This window comes from Pseudomonas sp. A1230, from assembly GCF_044218825.1.
Taxonomy (GTDB): Bacteria; Pseudomonadota; Gammaproteobacteria; order Pseudomonadales; family Pseudomonadaceae; genus Aquipseudomonas; species Aquipseudomonas iridis.
Map to the genome: position 1 here is coordinate 1,383,350 of NZ_CP162582.1, position 15,817 is coordinate 1,399,166.

Genomic DNA, 15,817 nt, shown 5'->3' on the forward strand with positions numbered 1-15,817 from the left:
TGATCAAGTCTGTGGAATCAGACTCTGCCGACAATCCAGCACCAGTTTCGCCCCACCCACATCACTGCTGCCCACCGCCAGATTGAAGCCATGCAAGCTGACAATCGCCGCCACAATCGACAGCCCCAGACCAAACCCGCCTTGCGGTTGCCCAGCCTCGGCGCGATAGAAACGCTGGAACACCGCTTCACGCTCGGCCTCCGGTATACCCGGCCCTGAGTCGTGCACTTCGATTCGCGTGTGCCCGGCATCATTCACCCCGCGCAATATGACCGTGCCACCGGGGGGCGTGAATTTTATCGAATTGCTCAGCAGGTTCGCCAAAGCCTCGAACAGCAATGCCCGATCGCCATTGAGCGGTGGCAAGGTCTCCGGCATGTTCAGTTCAAAGCGCAGTTCGCCTTCCTCGGCCAGTGGCAGATAAAACTCGTGCAGTTCTTCCAGCAACGACACCGGGTCGAGCTCGACAAAACCGGAACGGCGCTGACGATCCTCCAGTTCGGAAATCCGCAACAACCCACGAAACCGCGCCATCAGGGTGTCCGCTTCGGCCAACACCAGATCCAGTTGCGCCGCTTCTTGCGAGCCTTCGCCCGCCTGCTGTTGCATGCGATACAGCTGCGCGCGCAAGCGGGTCAGCGGCGTGCGCAAATCATGGGCGATGTTGTCGCAAACGCCTTTGACTTCGTTCATCAAACGCTCGATGCGCTCAAGCATGGCGTTGACGATGGCGGCGAGCATGTCCAGTTCATCGCGGCGATTGGACAGCGGCAAACGGTGGGTCAAGTCTCCGGCCACGATGGACTGCGCACTCGCCTGAATCGCCCGGATGCGCCGCAACGGCCGCCGTCGCAGCAAATGCCAACCGGCAATCCCCGGCAGGATCGTCAGCGACACGCCCCAGAGCAACGCATGCAAAATGATCTTCGTCACCGCGAACAGCGAACCGTTATCGCGCAGCAACACCAGCCAGCGGCCATCGCGGGTCTGGGTCGCGACGGCGTCGCAGCTGTCGCTGGGCAAGGTCGGATCATCGGAGTCGGCGCATTCGGCGAGCATGTGAATCTTGCCATCGAGCGGCAGGCCTTCGGGGATCTGCTGCAAGGCGCCACCGAGGTAGACGCCTTGGGCATCGAACAGGCCGTAGGCGTCGATGCCACGAATATCGAAGGTCATGCTGGCGGCGAGGGCGTCTTCCAGTTGCTCACCGCGAAAGTGCGAAAACAGATGCTGACGTTGCATCAGCGAATGTTTGGCGAGGTTGTCGAGGTAGCCGGAAACCTCGTAATACATGACCCCCATGAGGATCGCGCTCCAGGCCACGAACAGCGAGCTGTACAGCGCCAGCAAGCGGCTGCTGGAAGAACGCCAGCCGTCAGACGGGTTCGGCAATGACATAACCGGAGCCTCGTACCGTGCGGATCAGCGGCACATTGCCCGCCGCGTCAATCTTCTTGCGCAAACGGCCGATGTGCACGTCGATCAGGTTGGTGCCGGGGTCGAAGTGATAGCCCCAGACCTCTTCGAAAATCATCATCCGCGAGAGAATCTGGCCGCTGTTGCGCATCAGGAATTCCAGCAACTTGTACTCGGTCGGCAGCAGCGTCAGCACTTGTTCGGCGCGGCGTGCCTCGTGGCTGATCAGGTCCAGTTGCAAATCGGCGACCTGCAAAGTGGTGGCCTGGGTGGCGCCGCTGTTCTGCCGGCGCAGCAAGACTTCGACTCGCGCCGCCATCTCGTCGGTGGCGAACGGTTTGGTCAGGTAGTCATCGCCACCGGCGCGCAAGCCGCGCACGCGCTCGTCGACATCGGAGAGGGCGCTGATCATCAGAATCGGCGTAGCGACGCCCATCGTGCGCAGGGTGGTGACGATGGCCAGACCGTCGAGCTCCGGCAGCATACGATCGAGAGTGATCAAGTCGTAGTTGCCGCTCACGGCACGGTCGAGGCCCTCGCGGCCATTGTCGACCCAATCCACATCGAGGCCGTGGCTGCTCAATTCGGCGACGATTTCCCGGGCAGTCACGGCATCGTCTTCGATGGTCAAAATACGTGTCATAGGGCTCGCCTTGATCGGTTCAAACGGAATGGCAGCATTTTGCCAAGAATTTTCCGTGGCGCTTTAAATTAACTTTCATGTTGTAGCCACCATTGGGCGGGGTCGAGGATTAATTTTCCGGAACATTGATATCATCTGGCCATAACCTCAACAGGGAGTGGTTCCGTGCGCATGTTCAATCGCTTTGGCTGGATGCCTGTTATCGCTTTGTTGCTGGCCTTGCTCAGCGCTTCGGCATTCGCCGCCAATACCCCGTGCTCGGGCAAGAAAGGTGGAATTGATCGCTGCGACGGCGACCTGTTTCTGTGCAACGACGGCTCTATCAGTGGCTCGAAGAAAAGCTGTGCGGCGATGTACGGCAACCAGGGCCAGAGCCGACCGCAAACGCTGCTGCAAAGCGACGATGGATGCGCCTGTGGCACGGGTTCGTTTTGCACCGGGCCACGGGGCGGGGTGTACTGTCTTACCCCCAGTGGCAACAAGAGTTACAAGCGTAAGTGATCGTCTTTTGGCCAATGCATAAAACCCGCCGAATTCAGCGACTTATTGCAATTTGCAACGTCCTAAGAAGTTCAGATTTTCTAACGTGTTGAATTAAAAGGATTTATTAAATTTGCGCAACTGGCACGGTCGCTGCAATTCCTCACCCGACGAGTTGTAACACCATTTTTCATGCCTGGAGCACTACAACAATGAATAGATCCTCTGATGGTTTTTATGCTGCCTACGAAGGAGAGTCGAGCAACGTTTCAGGGGTGTCCTGGGGCGCGATTTTCGCAGGTGCTGCGGCGGCCGCTGCACTGTCGATGATTCTGGTGCTGCTGGGCTTCGGGTTGGGTTTCTCTGCCGTTTCACCTTGGGCCGGGGAGGGCATCAGCGCTAAAGGCCTGGGCATTTCAACGATTGTCTGGCTGGCGGCGACGCAAATCATCGCCTCCGGGCTGGGTGGCTACATCGCCGGCCGCCTGCGGGTGAAGTGGGCGAACATGCACGGTGACGAAGTGTATTTCCGCGACACCGCTCATGGCTTCCTTGCCTGGTGTGTGGCGACCTTGGTGACGGCCGTGCTGGTCGTTGGTTCGGTCAGCAGTGTCATCAGCGGCGGCGTGCAGGCCGGTGCCAGTGTTGCCGGTGGTGCAGCAAGCGCCATGACCCAGGCGGCCGGCACGGCTGCAGCCAACACCGATAGCAACCAGTACGGTTACTACATCGACAACCTGTTCCGCGATGACCGTCCAGCGTCCGTCAGCGATGACGCTGCACACGGTGCAGTGGCCCGGATCTTCACCCAAAGCCTGGCCGATGGTCAGCTCAGCGCCGAAGACCGCACTTACCTCGCACAACTGGTCGCACAGCGGACCAACCTGAGTCAGGCCGATGCCGAACGTCGTGTCGATGAAGTGTATGCCCGCACTCAGAAAGCCATTGCCGACGCCAAGCTGAAAGCTCAGCAAGCCGCCGATACCGCCGCGAAAGTCGCTGCCATGACCTCGCTGTGGATGTTCGTCGCGCTGTTGGCCGGTGCGTTCTTCGCAAGCTTTGCAGCCATCTTCGGCGGTCGTCGTCGGGATGCGGTCGAGTACGTTGAAGTCGACACCTACACCACTACCTCCACACTGCCTCCAGTTCGTTAAATAGGGAGAATCACCATGCGCTCACTACTGCTGTTTTTCCTCGGTATTCCGATCCCGATCATCATCCTGATTGCGCTGTTCGTACACTAATTGCTCTATTGAGGCTCATGCCTCGGCCGCTTCTACCTTCGGGTAGAAGCGGCTTTTTGCTTTCTGGGGGTTCAACAGCGAGAATCTGCGCCCCAAGCGGATGGGCCGCTTCAGGTTCTGTTTAAGGATGAATGCGTTGGACAAGAAGGAAATCAAACGGCAGTTGGTGGAAATGCTCGAGGCCGGGCGCTCCAGGACCGAAACCTTCAAGGCGCTGTCAGGCGGCAAGGTCAAGGATCGGGTGCTGGCCGCCTGGATCGCTGGCCGTCCGGATCCGGTCCTCATCGAGCGCCATTCACTGAAGATCAAAATCCTCGTTGGACTGATGTGCGTTCAGGCAGCGCTCACTGCATTGGCGGCGTTGACGCTTGGCTATTCGTTCAGCATTGGCGTGGTCTTGAGCATCATGCTGATCGCTGGCGGCATCCCGCTTTTGTTTGCGTGGGGTTTCTACAAAAACTCCGCAGCGGCTTACACCGCCTACGTCCTGCTGACACTCAGCCAGATGTCGCGCCTGTTCAAGGGTTACGCTGAGGATCCGGTATCGACGGCGATAGCGGTGGGCATCACTCTGGCACTGGTGTTCTACGTTGCCTGGCTGAAGACAAAACTGTTTCCCGACCTTGGGTTCATTGGTGCAAAGAAGATCAAAGGCCAATTCGTCTTCTCCAACTGATCGTTGAACAATCCGACTGCTTTCACTGGCCTGGATCAATATTTCAGCTGGCGATATCGCCTAACGTAAATGATCCAGGCCTTTGCTAAAACATGAACTACATTGTTCTCGCGCGCACCTCGTTGCGCTGACGGAGTACCTCGCGAGCCCGCCCGAGCCAAGAATCAAACGGGACGCAAGGTGTAGTGCAGCAAGGAGCTGACACAACCTCAACCGAACCTTTTCACGGATGAACATCGCAATGCACTGCCTAGAAAGAACCTTCGATATCCAGCCCTTGGCGCAGGCGGATATGACCGTGCACATCAACGGTCAACCGGTCACTGCCGCCATCGGCGAAACCGTCCTCAGCGTTATCCAGTCCCTCGGCGTGCGCCAGATTGCGCGCAACGATCATGATCAGATCAGCGGCGCGTACTGCGGCATGGGCGTGTGCCAGTGCTGCCTGGTGAAAATCAATGGCCGGCATAAACGCCGTGCCTGCCAGACCGTCGTGCGTGATGGCATGCAGATCGAAACCCAGGTCAACCGCATCGCCGGGCAGGAGGTCGTATGAGTCTGCAACCGGTGATCGTCGGCGGTGGTCCGGCGGGGATGGCGGCGGCCATCGAACTGGCGCGCCATGGCGTGCGCTGCACCTTGCTGGAAGAGGCCTCGCGCCTCGGTGGGGTGGTCTATCGCGGGCCGCTGCGTGAAGGCGTGCAGCTGGATTATCTCGGGCCACGTTACTCCGAAGCGCTGGGCAAACTGCACGGTGATTTCCTGGAGCAATCGGGGTTGATCGACGTGCGCCTCAATCACCGCGTGGTCGGCGCCGAAGGCACCCGCGCGCTGGTAGTGCTGGACGCTGACGAGCAGCTTCACGAGATCGAGTATCCACAGTTGTTGCTGTCGGCCGGTTGCCATGAGCGCAGCGTGCCGTTTCCCGGCTGGACCCTTCCAGGGGTGATTCTGCTCGGTGGCCTGCAACTGCAAATCAAAAGTGGCGTGGTCAAACCGCGAGGCCCGGTGATTATCGCGGGGACCGGCCCACTGCTGCCGTTGGTGGCGACGCAACTGCATGCGTCGGGCGTCAAAGTCGCAGGCGTGTATGAGGCCTGCGCGTTCGGCAAGATCGCCCGCGAAAGCCTGGCGTTGCTGAACAAGCCGCAATTGTTCCTCGACGGCTTGAGCATGCTCGCCTACCTCAAACTGCACGGCATCGCGATGAACTACGGCTGGGGCGTGGTCGAAGCCCACGGCGAAGGCGAACTGAAAAGCGTCAGTGTCGCGCCGTACTCGCAGACCTGGACGCCGGACATGTCCCGTGTCGAACGCTTCGAGGCGCAGACCCTGGCGGTCGGTTACGGCTTTATTCCGCGCACCCAACTCAGTCAGCAAATGGGCCTGGATCATGGCTTCAGCGACGACGGTTATCTGCGCGCCCATTCAAATGTCTGGCAGCAGAGCAACCAGCCTCACATCCATCTGGCCGGCGACATGGGCGGGATTCGCGGTGGTGAAGCGGCGATGCTGGCCGGCAAGATCGCGGCGACATCCATCCTGCTGCAACGCGGTGTGCTCGACGCGGATCTGGCGCAGGTTCGCCGCGACCGCTATCTGGGCAAACTCAAATCCATCGTGCGTTTTCGCGCGGCGGTGGATCGTTACACCGAACGTGGTGTTGGCCAGACCGCATTGCCGAACGCCGACACAGTGATTTGCCGCTGCGAACACGCGACCCGCGCCGACATCGATCTGGCGCTGGAGCAGGGCGTGCAAGACATTGCCAGTCTGAAAATGCGCACCCGCGTGAGCATGGGCGACTGTCAGGGGCGGATGTGCGTTGGCTACTGTAGCGACCGCTTGCGCCAGTCCACCGGACGCCAGGATGTCGGCTGGCTGCGCCCGCGCTTCCCGATCGATCCGATTCCTTTCTCCGCATTCCAGTCTGTCGGCACGGAGGCCGCTTCCCATGAGTAAGTTCTACGACGTGGTCATCGCCGGCGGCGGTGTGATCGGGGCGTCCTGCGCCTATCAATTGTCCAAACGCAAAAACCTCAAGGTGGCCTTGATCGACGCCAAGCGTCCGGGCAATGCGACCCGCGCGTCAGCCGGTGGTTTATGGGCGATCGGCGAGTCGGTGGGCCTGGGGTGCGGGGTGATTTTCTTCCGCATGATGTCGGCCAACCGCAAGCGCGAAACCCAGGGCGCGGCGGTGGCGGTGGACGCCAGTACGCCGCACATCCTGCCAGAGTCGTTCTTTGATTTCGCCTTGCAGTCCAACGCGCTGTACCCGGCGCTGCACCGTGAACTGAAAGACAATCACGGCATGGATTTCAAGTTCGAAAAGACCGGGCTCAAATTCGTGATTTATGACGATGAAGACCGCCTCTACGCCGAACATATCGTCGGCTGCATTCCGCATTTGGCCGATCAGGTGCGCTGGCTCGATCAAGCCGCACTGCGCGAAGCCGAGCCCAGCGTCAGTCATGAAGCACGCGGGGCGCTGGAGTTTCTCTGCGACCATCAGGTCAGCCCGTTCCGCCTCGCCGACGCCTACATGGAAGGCGCGCGGCAGAATGGTGTCGATATCTTCGTCAACACCAACGTCACCGGCGTGTTGCACCACGGCACGCGGGTAACCGGCGTACAAACGGCCGAGGAGGGCGTGTTCCACTGCAAGACGCTGATCAATGCCGGCGGTGCCTGGGCGGCGGACCTGAGCGAATGGGCGACCGGCATCCGCATTCCGGTGAAACCGGTGAAAGGACAGATTCTGCTGACCGAGCGCATGCCGAAAATCCTCAACGGCTGCCTGACCACCAGCGACTGCTACGTGGCGCAAAAGGACAACGGCGAGATCCTCATCGGCAGCACTACCGAAGACAAAGGCTTCGACGTCACCACCACCTACCCGGAAATCGCCGGGCTGGTGCAGGGGGCGGTGCGCTGCTTGCCGGAGCTTGCGCACGTCAACCTCAAACGCACCTGGGCGGGACTGCGCCCAGGTTCGCCGGATGAGTTGCCGATTCTTGGGCGAATGCGTGGAGTGGAGGGATATCTGAATGCGTGCGGGCACTTCCGTACCGGGATTCTGACCTCGGCCATTACCGGTGTGCTGCTGGATAAAATGGTCAACGACGAGCCGCTGCCATTGGACATCACGCCGTTTCTGGCGGATCGCTTCGAGACTGCGCCGGTCAAGCAGACGCTCGAGTTAGAACCTGCCTGACCTGAGCAAGATTGATGTTGAACAGGCCGGCCTCTTCGCTGGCAAGCCAGCTCCCACAGTGGCCGAGTCGTATCGAAATTTTGTATGCGACGCTGAATCCTGTGGGAGCTGGCTTGCCAGCGATGGCGGTCTGCGCGGCGCCTGATCTCTCAGATTTTGCGCGATTCTTCTTCAAGCTGATCCGACTCAAACAACCGCGCCAGTTCCGCCCGGGCTTCCTGGGCGGTTTGCAGGACTTTGGCTGCGTCGTCGTACACCGCGTGTTGCGCCTCCAGCACCTGTTCGTCGTGGTGCTTGAAGCGTTTGATCCGCGCATCGGCCTGGGCCTGGGTCAGCCCGAGGCCAACCAGCGTGCGCCGGCTCATTTCCAGACTTGAGTAGTACGTTTCACGAATCGCCTCGGCGCCAACATCCACCAAGCGGTGAACGTGCTGACGGTTACGGGCCCGGGCGATGATCTTCATGTGCGGGTAGAGCTTGCGCACCACCTCGGCGGTCTTGATATTCGTCTCCGGATCATCCGTGGCGATCACAAAATATTCCGCCTCACCGACCTTGGCTGCGTGCAGAATTTCCGGGCGCATCGGGTCGCCATAAAACACCGGCACACCACCGAAACTGCGTGACAGTTCGATGGTTTCCACCGAAGTGTCGAGGGCGACAAACTTGATGTTCTGCGCCCGCAGAATCCGCGCAACGATCTGCCCCATCCGGCCCATGCCGGCGATCACCACCCGCGGCGTGTCCGTGTCGATCGCGCGGAATTTCTCGGGTACTTCCACCGGTTGCACTTTTGGGCTGACCAGCCTTGCGCAAAGCAACAGCAACAACGGCGTCACGGCCATCGACAGGGTGATAGTCAGCACCAGCAGGTCATACAGACGCGGCTCGAACAGACCCTGATCGCGCCCGATCTTGAATACCACAAACGCGAACTCGCCCCCTGCCGCGAGCACGATGCCGAGTCGAATCGCACTGACCTTGTTCAAGCCACCGGCCAGACGTCCCACCACAAACAGCAACGGCAGTTTCAAGCCGATCAACAACAGCGTCAGCCCCAGCACGGTAATCGGCGCGCTGAGCAACAGACTCAGATTGGCACCCATGCCGACGCTGATGAAAAACAGCCCGAGCAGCAGGCCTTTGAACGGTTCGATCTGCGCTTCCAGTTCATGGCGATATTCAGAATCGGCCAGCAGCAAACCGGCAAGAAATGCCCCCAGTGCCATCGACACACCGACCAGATCCATCAGCCACGCGGTGCCGATCACCACCAGTAGCGCGGTTGCCGTCGACACTTCCGGCAGACCGGTTTTCGCCACCACGCGAAACACCGGCCGCAACAGATAGCGCCCGCCGATCACCACCACGGCAATACCACCGAGCACCTGCAGACTGTGGCGTACATCGTCGGCAGTGCTGGTGTGATGATCGACACCGGCCAGCATCGGCACCAGCGCGATCAACGGGATCGCGGCGATGTCCTGGAACAGCAGAATGGCAAACGCCAGGCGCCCGTGGGGGCTGGTCAGCTCCTTGCGCTCGGCAAGGCTTTGCAGGCCGAACGCGGTGGACGACAGCGCCAGACCGAGGCCCAGCACAATCGCGCTGTTCAGCGGCTGACCGAACACGGCCAACGCCAGCACGCCAATCACCGACGCGGTCAGCAGCACCTGCGCCAGACCGACACCGAACACCGATTTGCGCATCACCCACAAGCGTCGCGGCGACAGCTCAAGACCAATGATGAACAGCAGCAACACCACGCCCAGCTCCGAGATGTGCGCCACGCTCTGCGGATTGCCGATCAGGCCCAGCACCGACGGGCCGATGATCACCCCGGCAAACAGATAACCAAGCACCGCGCCCAATTGCAGACGTTTGGCCAAGGGCACGGTGAGCACCGCCGCGAGCAGAAAAACAACGGCGGCTTGCAACAAATTGCCTTCATGGGGCATGGGTTTACTCCTGACAACGGCACGGCGGGGGGGCGACAAGGATAAAGGCTGAAACCTCGTCAAACCAAATCCCCCTGATTCGGATGATCAACACAATCCCCCCGTAGGAGCGATTGAGATCTGTAACATATTGCATCAATTGGTTACATTTATAACCCAAGCGAATCAATCCCCGAGTCCCGTCATGGCCATCAACTTCGACCTCAACGACCTGCAAGCCTTTCGCGCCGTGGTCGAGCAGGGCAGTTTCCGCAAAGCCGCCGACACCGTGCGACTCTCGCAACCGGCCTTGAGTCGTCGCATCGAGAAGCTTGAAGACGCTCTGGGCGTGAAACTGTTCGAGCGCACCACGCGCAAAGTCAGCCTGACCCAGGCCGGTCGCGGTTTCATGCCGAGTGTCGAACGTTTGCTGGATGATCTGGACGTTGCACTGCTGGGCATCAGCGAAGTTGCTTCGACCCGACTGGGCCACGTCACCGTCGCTTGCGTGCCCTCTGCCGCGTACTACTTCATGCCGCGTGTGGTTGCCCGCTATCACCAGCAGTTCCCGCGCATCAAGGTCAAAGTCCTCGACTCCAGCGCCCACGACGTATTGAGCGCCGTGGTCAATGGCGAGGCCGATTTCGGTTTGAGTTTTATGGGCACGCAGGATGCCAAAGTCGACTTCGAGCCGCTTGTGCAGGAGTGCTATGTCGTGGCGTGTCGTCGCGATCACCCGTTGGCCGGGCGTAGCAGCGTGACGTGGGACGAGTTCTACCAGCAGGATTACATCTCGCTGGACAAGACTTCCGGCAACCGCTTTTTACTCGATCAGGCCTTGAGCAGCGTGGTGCCGCAGCGTCAGAGCATCTGCGAAACCCGGCATGTGACGACGATGATTGGCCTGGTGGAGGCGGGGTTGGGCGTAGCGGCGGTGCCGCTGATGGCGATGCCGGGGCCGGATCATCCGATCCTGACGCGGATACCGCTGACGGATCCGCAAGTGATGCGCAGCGTTGGCATTATCAAGCGCCGGGATCGCACGCTGACCCCGGCGGCACTGGAACTGGAGCGGCTGGTGGTGGAAATGAAAGTCCAGCCGCCGATTATCAACGCTTGACCGAATCCAGCCCGGTCGCCTGCACGTCAGCCTGTGCGGCCGGCGCAGCGAGGTAGGCGAGTAACGCTTTGGCCTCGGCGGGATGTTGCGCGTTGACCGGAATCCCCGCAGCGAAGCGCGTCACCGACTGCACCGACTCTGGAATCTTCGCCACAAAACTCACGCCTGGCACCGGCAGCAATTCGCTGACCTGCTGGAAGCCCAGTTGATAATCACCCGTGGCAACCACCGAGCCCACGGGGATTTTCGCGATCATGTTCGCCTTCGGTTTCAACTGATCTTCGATGCCGAGTTTCTTGAACAACTGCTGCTCGATGTACACGCCGCTGGCGCTGTCGGAGTACGCCACCGATTGCGCGTCAAGCAGGGTTTTCTTCAGGCTCTCGACGTTGCTGATGTCCGGTTTCGGCGCGCCAGCGCGTACCACCAGGCCGATCCGCGAGTCCGCCAGTTCTACCCGCGACGCCGGGTCGACCTTGCCTTGTTTGATCAATTCGTCGAGGGCGTAGCCGACCATGATCACCACGTCGGCATGCTCGCCACGCGCGAGGCGATTGGGGATTGCCTCTGGCGCCTTGCCCATCGACGGGCCGAACTGGGTGTCGAGGGTGTTGCCCGTGGTCGCGGCGAATTTCGGGCCGAGGATTTTATAGGCCGCGGTGAAGCCGCCCGAGGTCATCACGTTTACTTGTTCGGCGTGCGCCAGGGCGCTGAAAGCGAGGAGGGCGAGGGCGCCCAGATTCAACAGTTTTTTCATGGTCGTGGTTCCTTATGCAGTAGCCGGTTGCAGACGGCCGCCTGCGCGGCGATAGAGGTAAAGCGTCGCGAGCAACGCGCACAGCGCGCCGATGCTCATCCAGTAGCCCGGCGCGGCTTTGTCGCCGGTGTACTGAATCAGGAAGGTCGACATCGCCGGCGTGAAACCGCCGAAAATCGCTGTGGCCAGGCTGTAGGCGAGGGAGAAACCGGCGACGCGTACTTCCACCGGCATGATCTCGGTGAGCGCCGGAATCATCGCGCCGTTGTACAAACCGTAAATAAACGACAGCCACAACAGCGACAGCAGCATGTGGCTGAAACTCGGTGATTGCACCAGGTACGACAGCGCCGGATAGGTCGTGGCCAGGGCCAGCAGCGACATCGCGATCAGCACCGGACGACGACCGATGCGGTCGGACAACATGCCGCCGATCGGCAGCCAAAAGAAGTTCGACACACCCACCAACAGTGTCACCAGCAACGCGTCGGAAGTGCTCAGGTGCAGCACAGTTTTGCCGAAGGTCGGCGCGTACACGGTGATCAGGTAAAACGCGGTGGTGGTCAGGGCGACCATCAGCATCCCGCCGAGTACCACGCCCCAGTTCTGGCCGAGGGTACGGAACACTTCGCCCATGCTCGGGCGGTGCTTGCGTGCGGCGAACTCTTCGGTTTCCGCCAGATTACGGCGAAGGAAAAAGATGAACGGGACGATCATGCAGCCGATGAAAAACGGAATCCGCCAGCCCCAATCGGCAACCACTTCCGGCGCCATCCATGCGTTCAGCGCGTAACCCAAGGCAGCCGCGACGATGATCGCCACTTGCTGACTCGCTGATTGCCACGCGGTGAAAAAACCTTTGCGGCCCGGCGTGGCGATCTCGGAGAGATACACCGATACGCCACCCAGTTCCGCACCGGCCGAGAAACCCTGCAACAGTCGCCCGATCAATACCAGCGCCGGGGCGAACAGGCCGATGGTTTCGTAACCGGGCACCAATACAATCAATATCGTGCCGCTGGCCATGATCGACAGGGTGACGATCAACCCTTTGCGCCGGCCGACATCATCGATGTAGGCGCCAAGCACAATCGCCCCCAGCGGACGCATCAGGAAGCCTGCGCCGAACACTGCAAAGGTCATCATCAGAGAGGCGAATTCACTGCTCGCCGGAAAGAACACCGCCGCGATCTGGGTGGCGTAGAAGCCGAACAGAAAGAAGTCGAACTGTTCGAGGAAGTTACCCGAGGTCACTCGGAAAATGGCACCGGCCCGCGAGCCGCCGTGTGGGATTGAGGCTGTCATAGAAAAGAACTCCACCGCTTTTATGACGTGCGCTACGGGGAGGCGGCGCACGGTTTTTATTGAGGCGGATGGTGGCGCAGATGTAACAATCTGTTAATTGCATTGTTGGCATGGATTGATGCTGAAAGTGGATCAATGGGCTGGCATTGCGATCATCAGTGGGAGCGAGCCTGCTCGCGAAGGCGTGCGTTCAGGCGCTGGAGATGTTGTCTGTACCGGCCTCATCGCTGGCAAGCCAGCTCCCACGGGTTTTGTGGTGTGCACAACTGTTGAATGCATTACCCATCCTTTTTGGGGCTGGCGTTCCAACCCTCAGGTATTTGCAATGTGCACAAATAGTGAGTTCACCTTCGATCCCTGTGGGAGCTGGCTTGCCAGCGATGGCGGTGGGTCAGGCGACGCTGGCTTCGTCACGAGCAGGCTCGCTAACGCTGTCATCCGCCAAGGCCTGCGCAGTCAGCAATGGCGGTAGCGGGCAATCGAGCAAATCCGCCACGGCGCGAAACAGTTCTGCTTCAGCCACGGTGATCACGCCGTCGTGCATCACGCAACGGGTCATGGCGTTGAGCAGGGCGGGCCGCTCCTCTGGCATGAGGTGGCGCAGACGCTTGATCGCCGCTTCCAGCCCCGTCAGTTCCTCCAGCTCGACGCGCATTTCCTGTGGCCGTTCGAACGTCAGGCCTTGCCAGGCAAATTGCAGTGCCTGCGATGCTGCCGGCATGTTCTGCTGCCCGGCGCGGGCGAGTGCGGTGAGCAGCGCCATGAGTTCTTCGGCGCACTGGAACAAACCAAACTTGAATTGCACAGGTGCGGCGCCCTCGACATTGCGCTCGACAATCCGTAACAACGTCCACTCCAGCAGCTCGGTTTCGTTGTCGGCTTCGATCAACAGATTCAGGTTGTGCTTGACCTTGGCGAATGGTTTTTTGCCGAGTTGTTGCAGGCTAGGAATGGCCAGGTCCAGCAATGGCAGACGCAGGCCAGGATTGAGCGACGACAAAGGTTCACGTAGCAGATTCAGGGTGCTGAACATACTGTCGTCGATTGCCTCGCGCAGTATCTCCAGTTGCACGCCCAGCAAGGAAACCGAGCGCGACAGCAGCAGTCCATAGACGATGGCCTCCGCACCGTCGACAGTGCGTGCCGCCGCTTTGAGCGATTGCGGAATGTCTTCCAGCATGCGCCGCGCTTCGATCAGATGTTCGGCTTGCGGCGCGCCGATGGCGGCAACGGAAGCCTGAATCGAGTTCATGTCGTAAAGCACCGCCATGGCGGCAGCAGGCACGCCGCCGAACGCATCGGGTACGGGCAGAACGACAGTGGGCTGGGTCTCGGTCAGCGGTGCTGCGATCTTGCTGAAACTGCCATCCCATTGCGCGTCGACCCGGCGGATTCGCTCATTCAGATCCGGATGCGATGCCAACGAGTCAGAGCTTGTGGCGCCCGGGCCGAAATACAGGTGGCTGTATTCCTCGGCGCGGGGGGATTTGATGGCCGAGCCGAGTTCATAACCGCCAATTTTCTTCAACGCACCGGCGATGCCTTGCGGATTGCGGGTGTATTGCACCGCGGTGGCATCGGCCAGAAACTCGCGCTCCCGACTGATTGCAGCTTTGATCCGATTGCCAAATATCGTCCCCGCAATACCGACAATCAACAGTGCAAAACCAATCAACATCGGGATGGCCACGAACTTGTTGCGACTCGCCGGCGTTTTACCGACGTGCTCCGTGCCTTGGAGGATATAGGAGCCGGTCAACCCCAGTACCATGATCCCGTGGACGATGGCGACCAGCCGCGTATTGAGGCGCATGTCGCCGTTATAGATGTGGCTGAACTCATGGGCGATCACCCCTTGCAGCTCTTCACGGGTCAGCAGATTGATCGCGCCCTGGGTTACGCCGATGACCGCATTCTGTGGCGTGAGTCCCGCAGCGAAAGCGTTTATGCCCAGATCCGGCAGCAAGTACACCGAAGGCACCGCGGTGCCGGAAGCGATGGCCATTTCTTCCACCACGTTGAGCAATCGCTGCTCTTCCAGCGTCTGCGCGCTGTGGTTGATCAGCCGGCCGTCGAGACGCCGCGCAACCACTTTGCCGCCCTCGGACAACTCCCAGTGTTTCGACAGGCTGCCCATCAACACAATGCTGATGATCACCGCCGACACGGTGCCGACCAGTTGCCGATTCAGCTCCAGATCCATAATGACGTTTCCGTCACCATCCTCGACCGGAATGACCATGAGCAGACAAGACATCGCGATCAGGCTGAGTACCGCGAGCATCATCAAAAAAATCAGCAGCAGGGTGCGTCGCTTGGCTTGACGCTGTTGTTCAAAAAAATTCATTTCGCCATCCGTTGGCCAAGGGTCAGAACGAAACCTTTGGAGCTTCCTGAATGGCCGCGCTGTCGGCAAACGTCAGCGGCGATGCATCGGCACCGTGGCCGAACAGCGGGGCGAACAAGGCGGCGGGGAAACTTTGCTTGAGCGTGTTGTAGGTCATCACCGCATCGTTGTAGGCCTGGCGGGAGAAACTGACTTTGTTTTCGGTGCTGCTCAGCTCTTCGCTCAGTTGCTGCATGTTTTGTGAGGCTTTGAGATCCGGGTAGGCTTCGACCGTGACATTCAACCGGCCCATGGCACTGCTCAATGCGCTGTCGGCCTGACCCAGTTGCGCCATATTCTGCGCATTACCCGGCTGCGCTTGAGCCGCCTGCAAACCGGCTACCGCACTGTTACGCGCAGCAATCACCGCTTCAAGCGTTTCGCGCTCATGAGCCATGTAACCCTTGGCAGTGGTCACCAGATTGGGGATCAGGTCGTAGCGGCGCTTGAGTTGTACTTCCAGTTGCGCGAAGGCGTTTTTGATCTGGTTGCGTCGGGCGACGAGATCGTTGAAGAGTTTGATGGCATAGAGGGCGAGGAGCCCGGCAACGACCAGAATGATAATGAGGGTGCTGTTCACGGTGATGTCCTTGTTCACGCGGCAGAAAGGGGCGCGGCATGTTAGCGCAAACGCCTGCT

General features: G+C 60.0%; 14 protein-coding genes. 7 read left to right on the top strand and 7 right to left on the bottom strand.

Translation table 11 applies throughout. The features are described 5' to 3' along the window. Positions 1–3: 3 nt before the first annotated feature. Both AB4P97_RS06530 and AB4P97_RS06535 read right to left on the bottom strand, forming a co-directional pair. Positions 4–1,398: a sensor histidine kinase gene (locus AB4P97_RS06530; RefSeq protein ID WP_395602279.1), complete on the bottom strand. Its 1,395-nt coding sequence runs from the start codon at positions 1,396–1,398 to the stop codon at positions 4–6. Further along, the gene (locus AB4P97_RS06535; protein ID WP_042559723.1) at positions 1,376–2,059 is read right to left on the bottom strand and encodes a response regulator transcription factor; all 684 of its coding nucleotides are present in this window, start codon (positions 2,057–2,059) and stop codon (positions 1,376–1,378) included. The genes AB4P97_RS06530 and AB4P97_RS06535 overlap by 23 nt, the downstream gene beginning before the upstream one ends. Before the next feature lie 171 nt (positions 2,060–2,230). Between AB4P97_RS06535 and AB4P97_RS06540 the strand changes: the two genes are divergently transcribed. From AB4P97_RS06540 to hcnC, 6 genes are all read left to right on the top strand, one after another. Continuing rightward, a complete protein-coding gene (locus AB4P97_RS06540) occupies positions 2,231–2,560 on the top strand; it encodes a hypothetical protein (protein ID WP_395602912.1) in 330 nt (109 codons plus the stop codon). 191 nt (positions 2,561–2,751) lie between these two features. Next, a complete protein-coding gene (locus AB4P97_RS06545) occupies positions 2,752–3,693 on the top strand; it encodes a hypothetical protein (protein WP_042559721.1) in 942 nt (313 codons plus the stop codon). Between the two features lie 226 nt (positions 3,694–3,919). Further along, entirely contained in the window at positions 3,920–4,459 is a 540-nt protein-coding gene (locus tag AB4P97_RS06550; protein ID WP_042562121.1) for a hypothetical protein, read from the top strand. A 241-nt stretch (positions 4,460–4,700) separates the two neighbouring features. Beyond that, the gene (locus AB4P97_RS06555; RefSeq protein ID WP_042562120.1) at positions 4,701–5,015 is read left to right on the top strand and encodes a (2Fe-2S)-binding protein; all 315 of its coding nucleotides are present in this window, start codon (positions 4,701–4,703) and stop codon (positions 5,013–5,015) included. Further along, entirely contained in the window at positions 5,012–6,421 is a 1,410-nt protein-coding gene (gene hcnB, locus AB4P97_RS06560) for a cyanide-forming glycine dehydrogenase subunit HcnB (RefSeq protein WP_395602280.1), read from the top strand. Before AB4P97_RS06555 ends, hcnB begins: the two co-directional genes overlap by 4 nt. Further along, positions 6,414–7,673: a cyanide-forming glycine dehydrogenase subunit HcnC gene (gene hcnC, locus AB4P97_RS06565; protein WP_047300592.1), complete on the top strand. Its 1,260-nt coding sequence runs from the start codon at positions 6,414–6,416 to the stop codon at positions 7,671–7,673. Before hcnB ends, hcnC begins: the two co-directional genes overlap by 8 nt. Before the next feature lie 149 nt (positions 7,674–7,822). On the opposite strand, the gene AB4P97_RS06570 is transcribed toward hcnC, so the two are convergent. After that, complete coding sequence (locus AB4P97_RS06570; protein WP_047300593.1) at positions 7,823–9,631, bottom strand: monovalent cation:proton antiporter-2 (CPA2) family protein; 1,809 nt, start codon at positions 9,629–9,631, stop codon at positions 7,823–7,825. A 184-nt stretch (positions 9,632–9,815) separates the two neighbouring features. On the opposite strand from AB4P97_RS06570, the gene AB4P97_RS06575 reads away from it, so the two are divergent. Continuing rightward, a complete protein-coding gene (locus tag AB4P97_RS06575; protein ID WP_395602281.1) occupies positions 9,816–10,730 on the top strand; it encodes a LysR family transcriptional regulator in 915 nt (304 codons plus the stop codon). On the opposite strand, the gene AB4P97_RS06580 is transcribed toward AB4P97_RS06575, so the two are convergent. From AB4P97_RS06580 to AB4P97_RS06595, 4 genes are all read right to left on the bottom strand, one after another. Further along, on the bottom strand, positions 10,720–11,487 hold the full coding sequence (locus AB4P97_RS06580; protein WP_395602282.1) for a substrate-binding domain-containing protein: 768 nt from the start codon (positions 11,485–11,487) through the stop codon (positions 10,720–10,722). The genes AB4P97_RS06575 and AB4P97_RS06580 overlap by 11 nt on opposite strands. Positions 11,488–11,499: 12 nt before the next feature. Beyond that, positions 11,500–12,792 carry an MFS transporter gene (locus tag AB4P97_RS06585; protein ID WP_042559715.1) on the bottom strand — a complete coding sequence of 431 codons (1,293 nt, stop codon included), beginning with the start codon at positions 12,790–12,792 and terminating at the stop codon, positions 11,500–11,502. Between the two features lie 391 nt (positions 12,793–13,183). Further along, positions 13,184–15,139, bottom strand: coding sequence for a M48 family metallopeptidase (locus tag AB4P97_RS06590; protein WP_395602283.1), 1,956 nt, complete (start codon positions 15,137–15,139; stop codon positions 13,184–13,186). 22 nt (positions 15,140–15,161) lie between these two features. After that, entirely contained in the window at positions 15,162–15,758 is a 597-nt protein-coding gene (locus AB4P97_RS06595) for a LemA family protein (RefSeq protein WP_181818474.1), read from the bottom strand. Between the last annotated feature and the right edge of the window lie 59 nt (positions 15,759–15,817).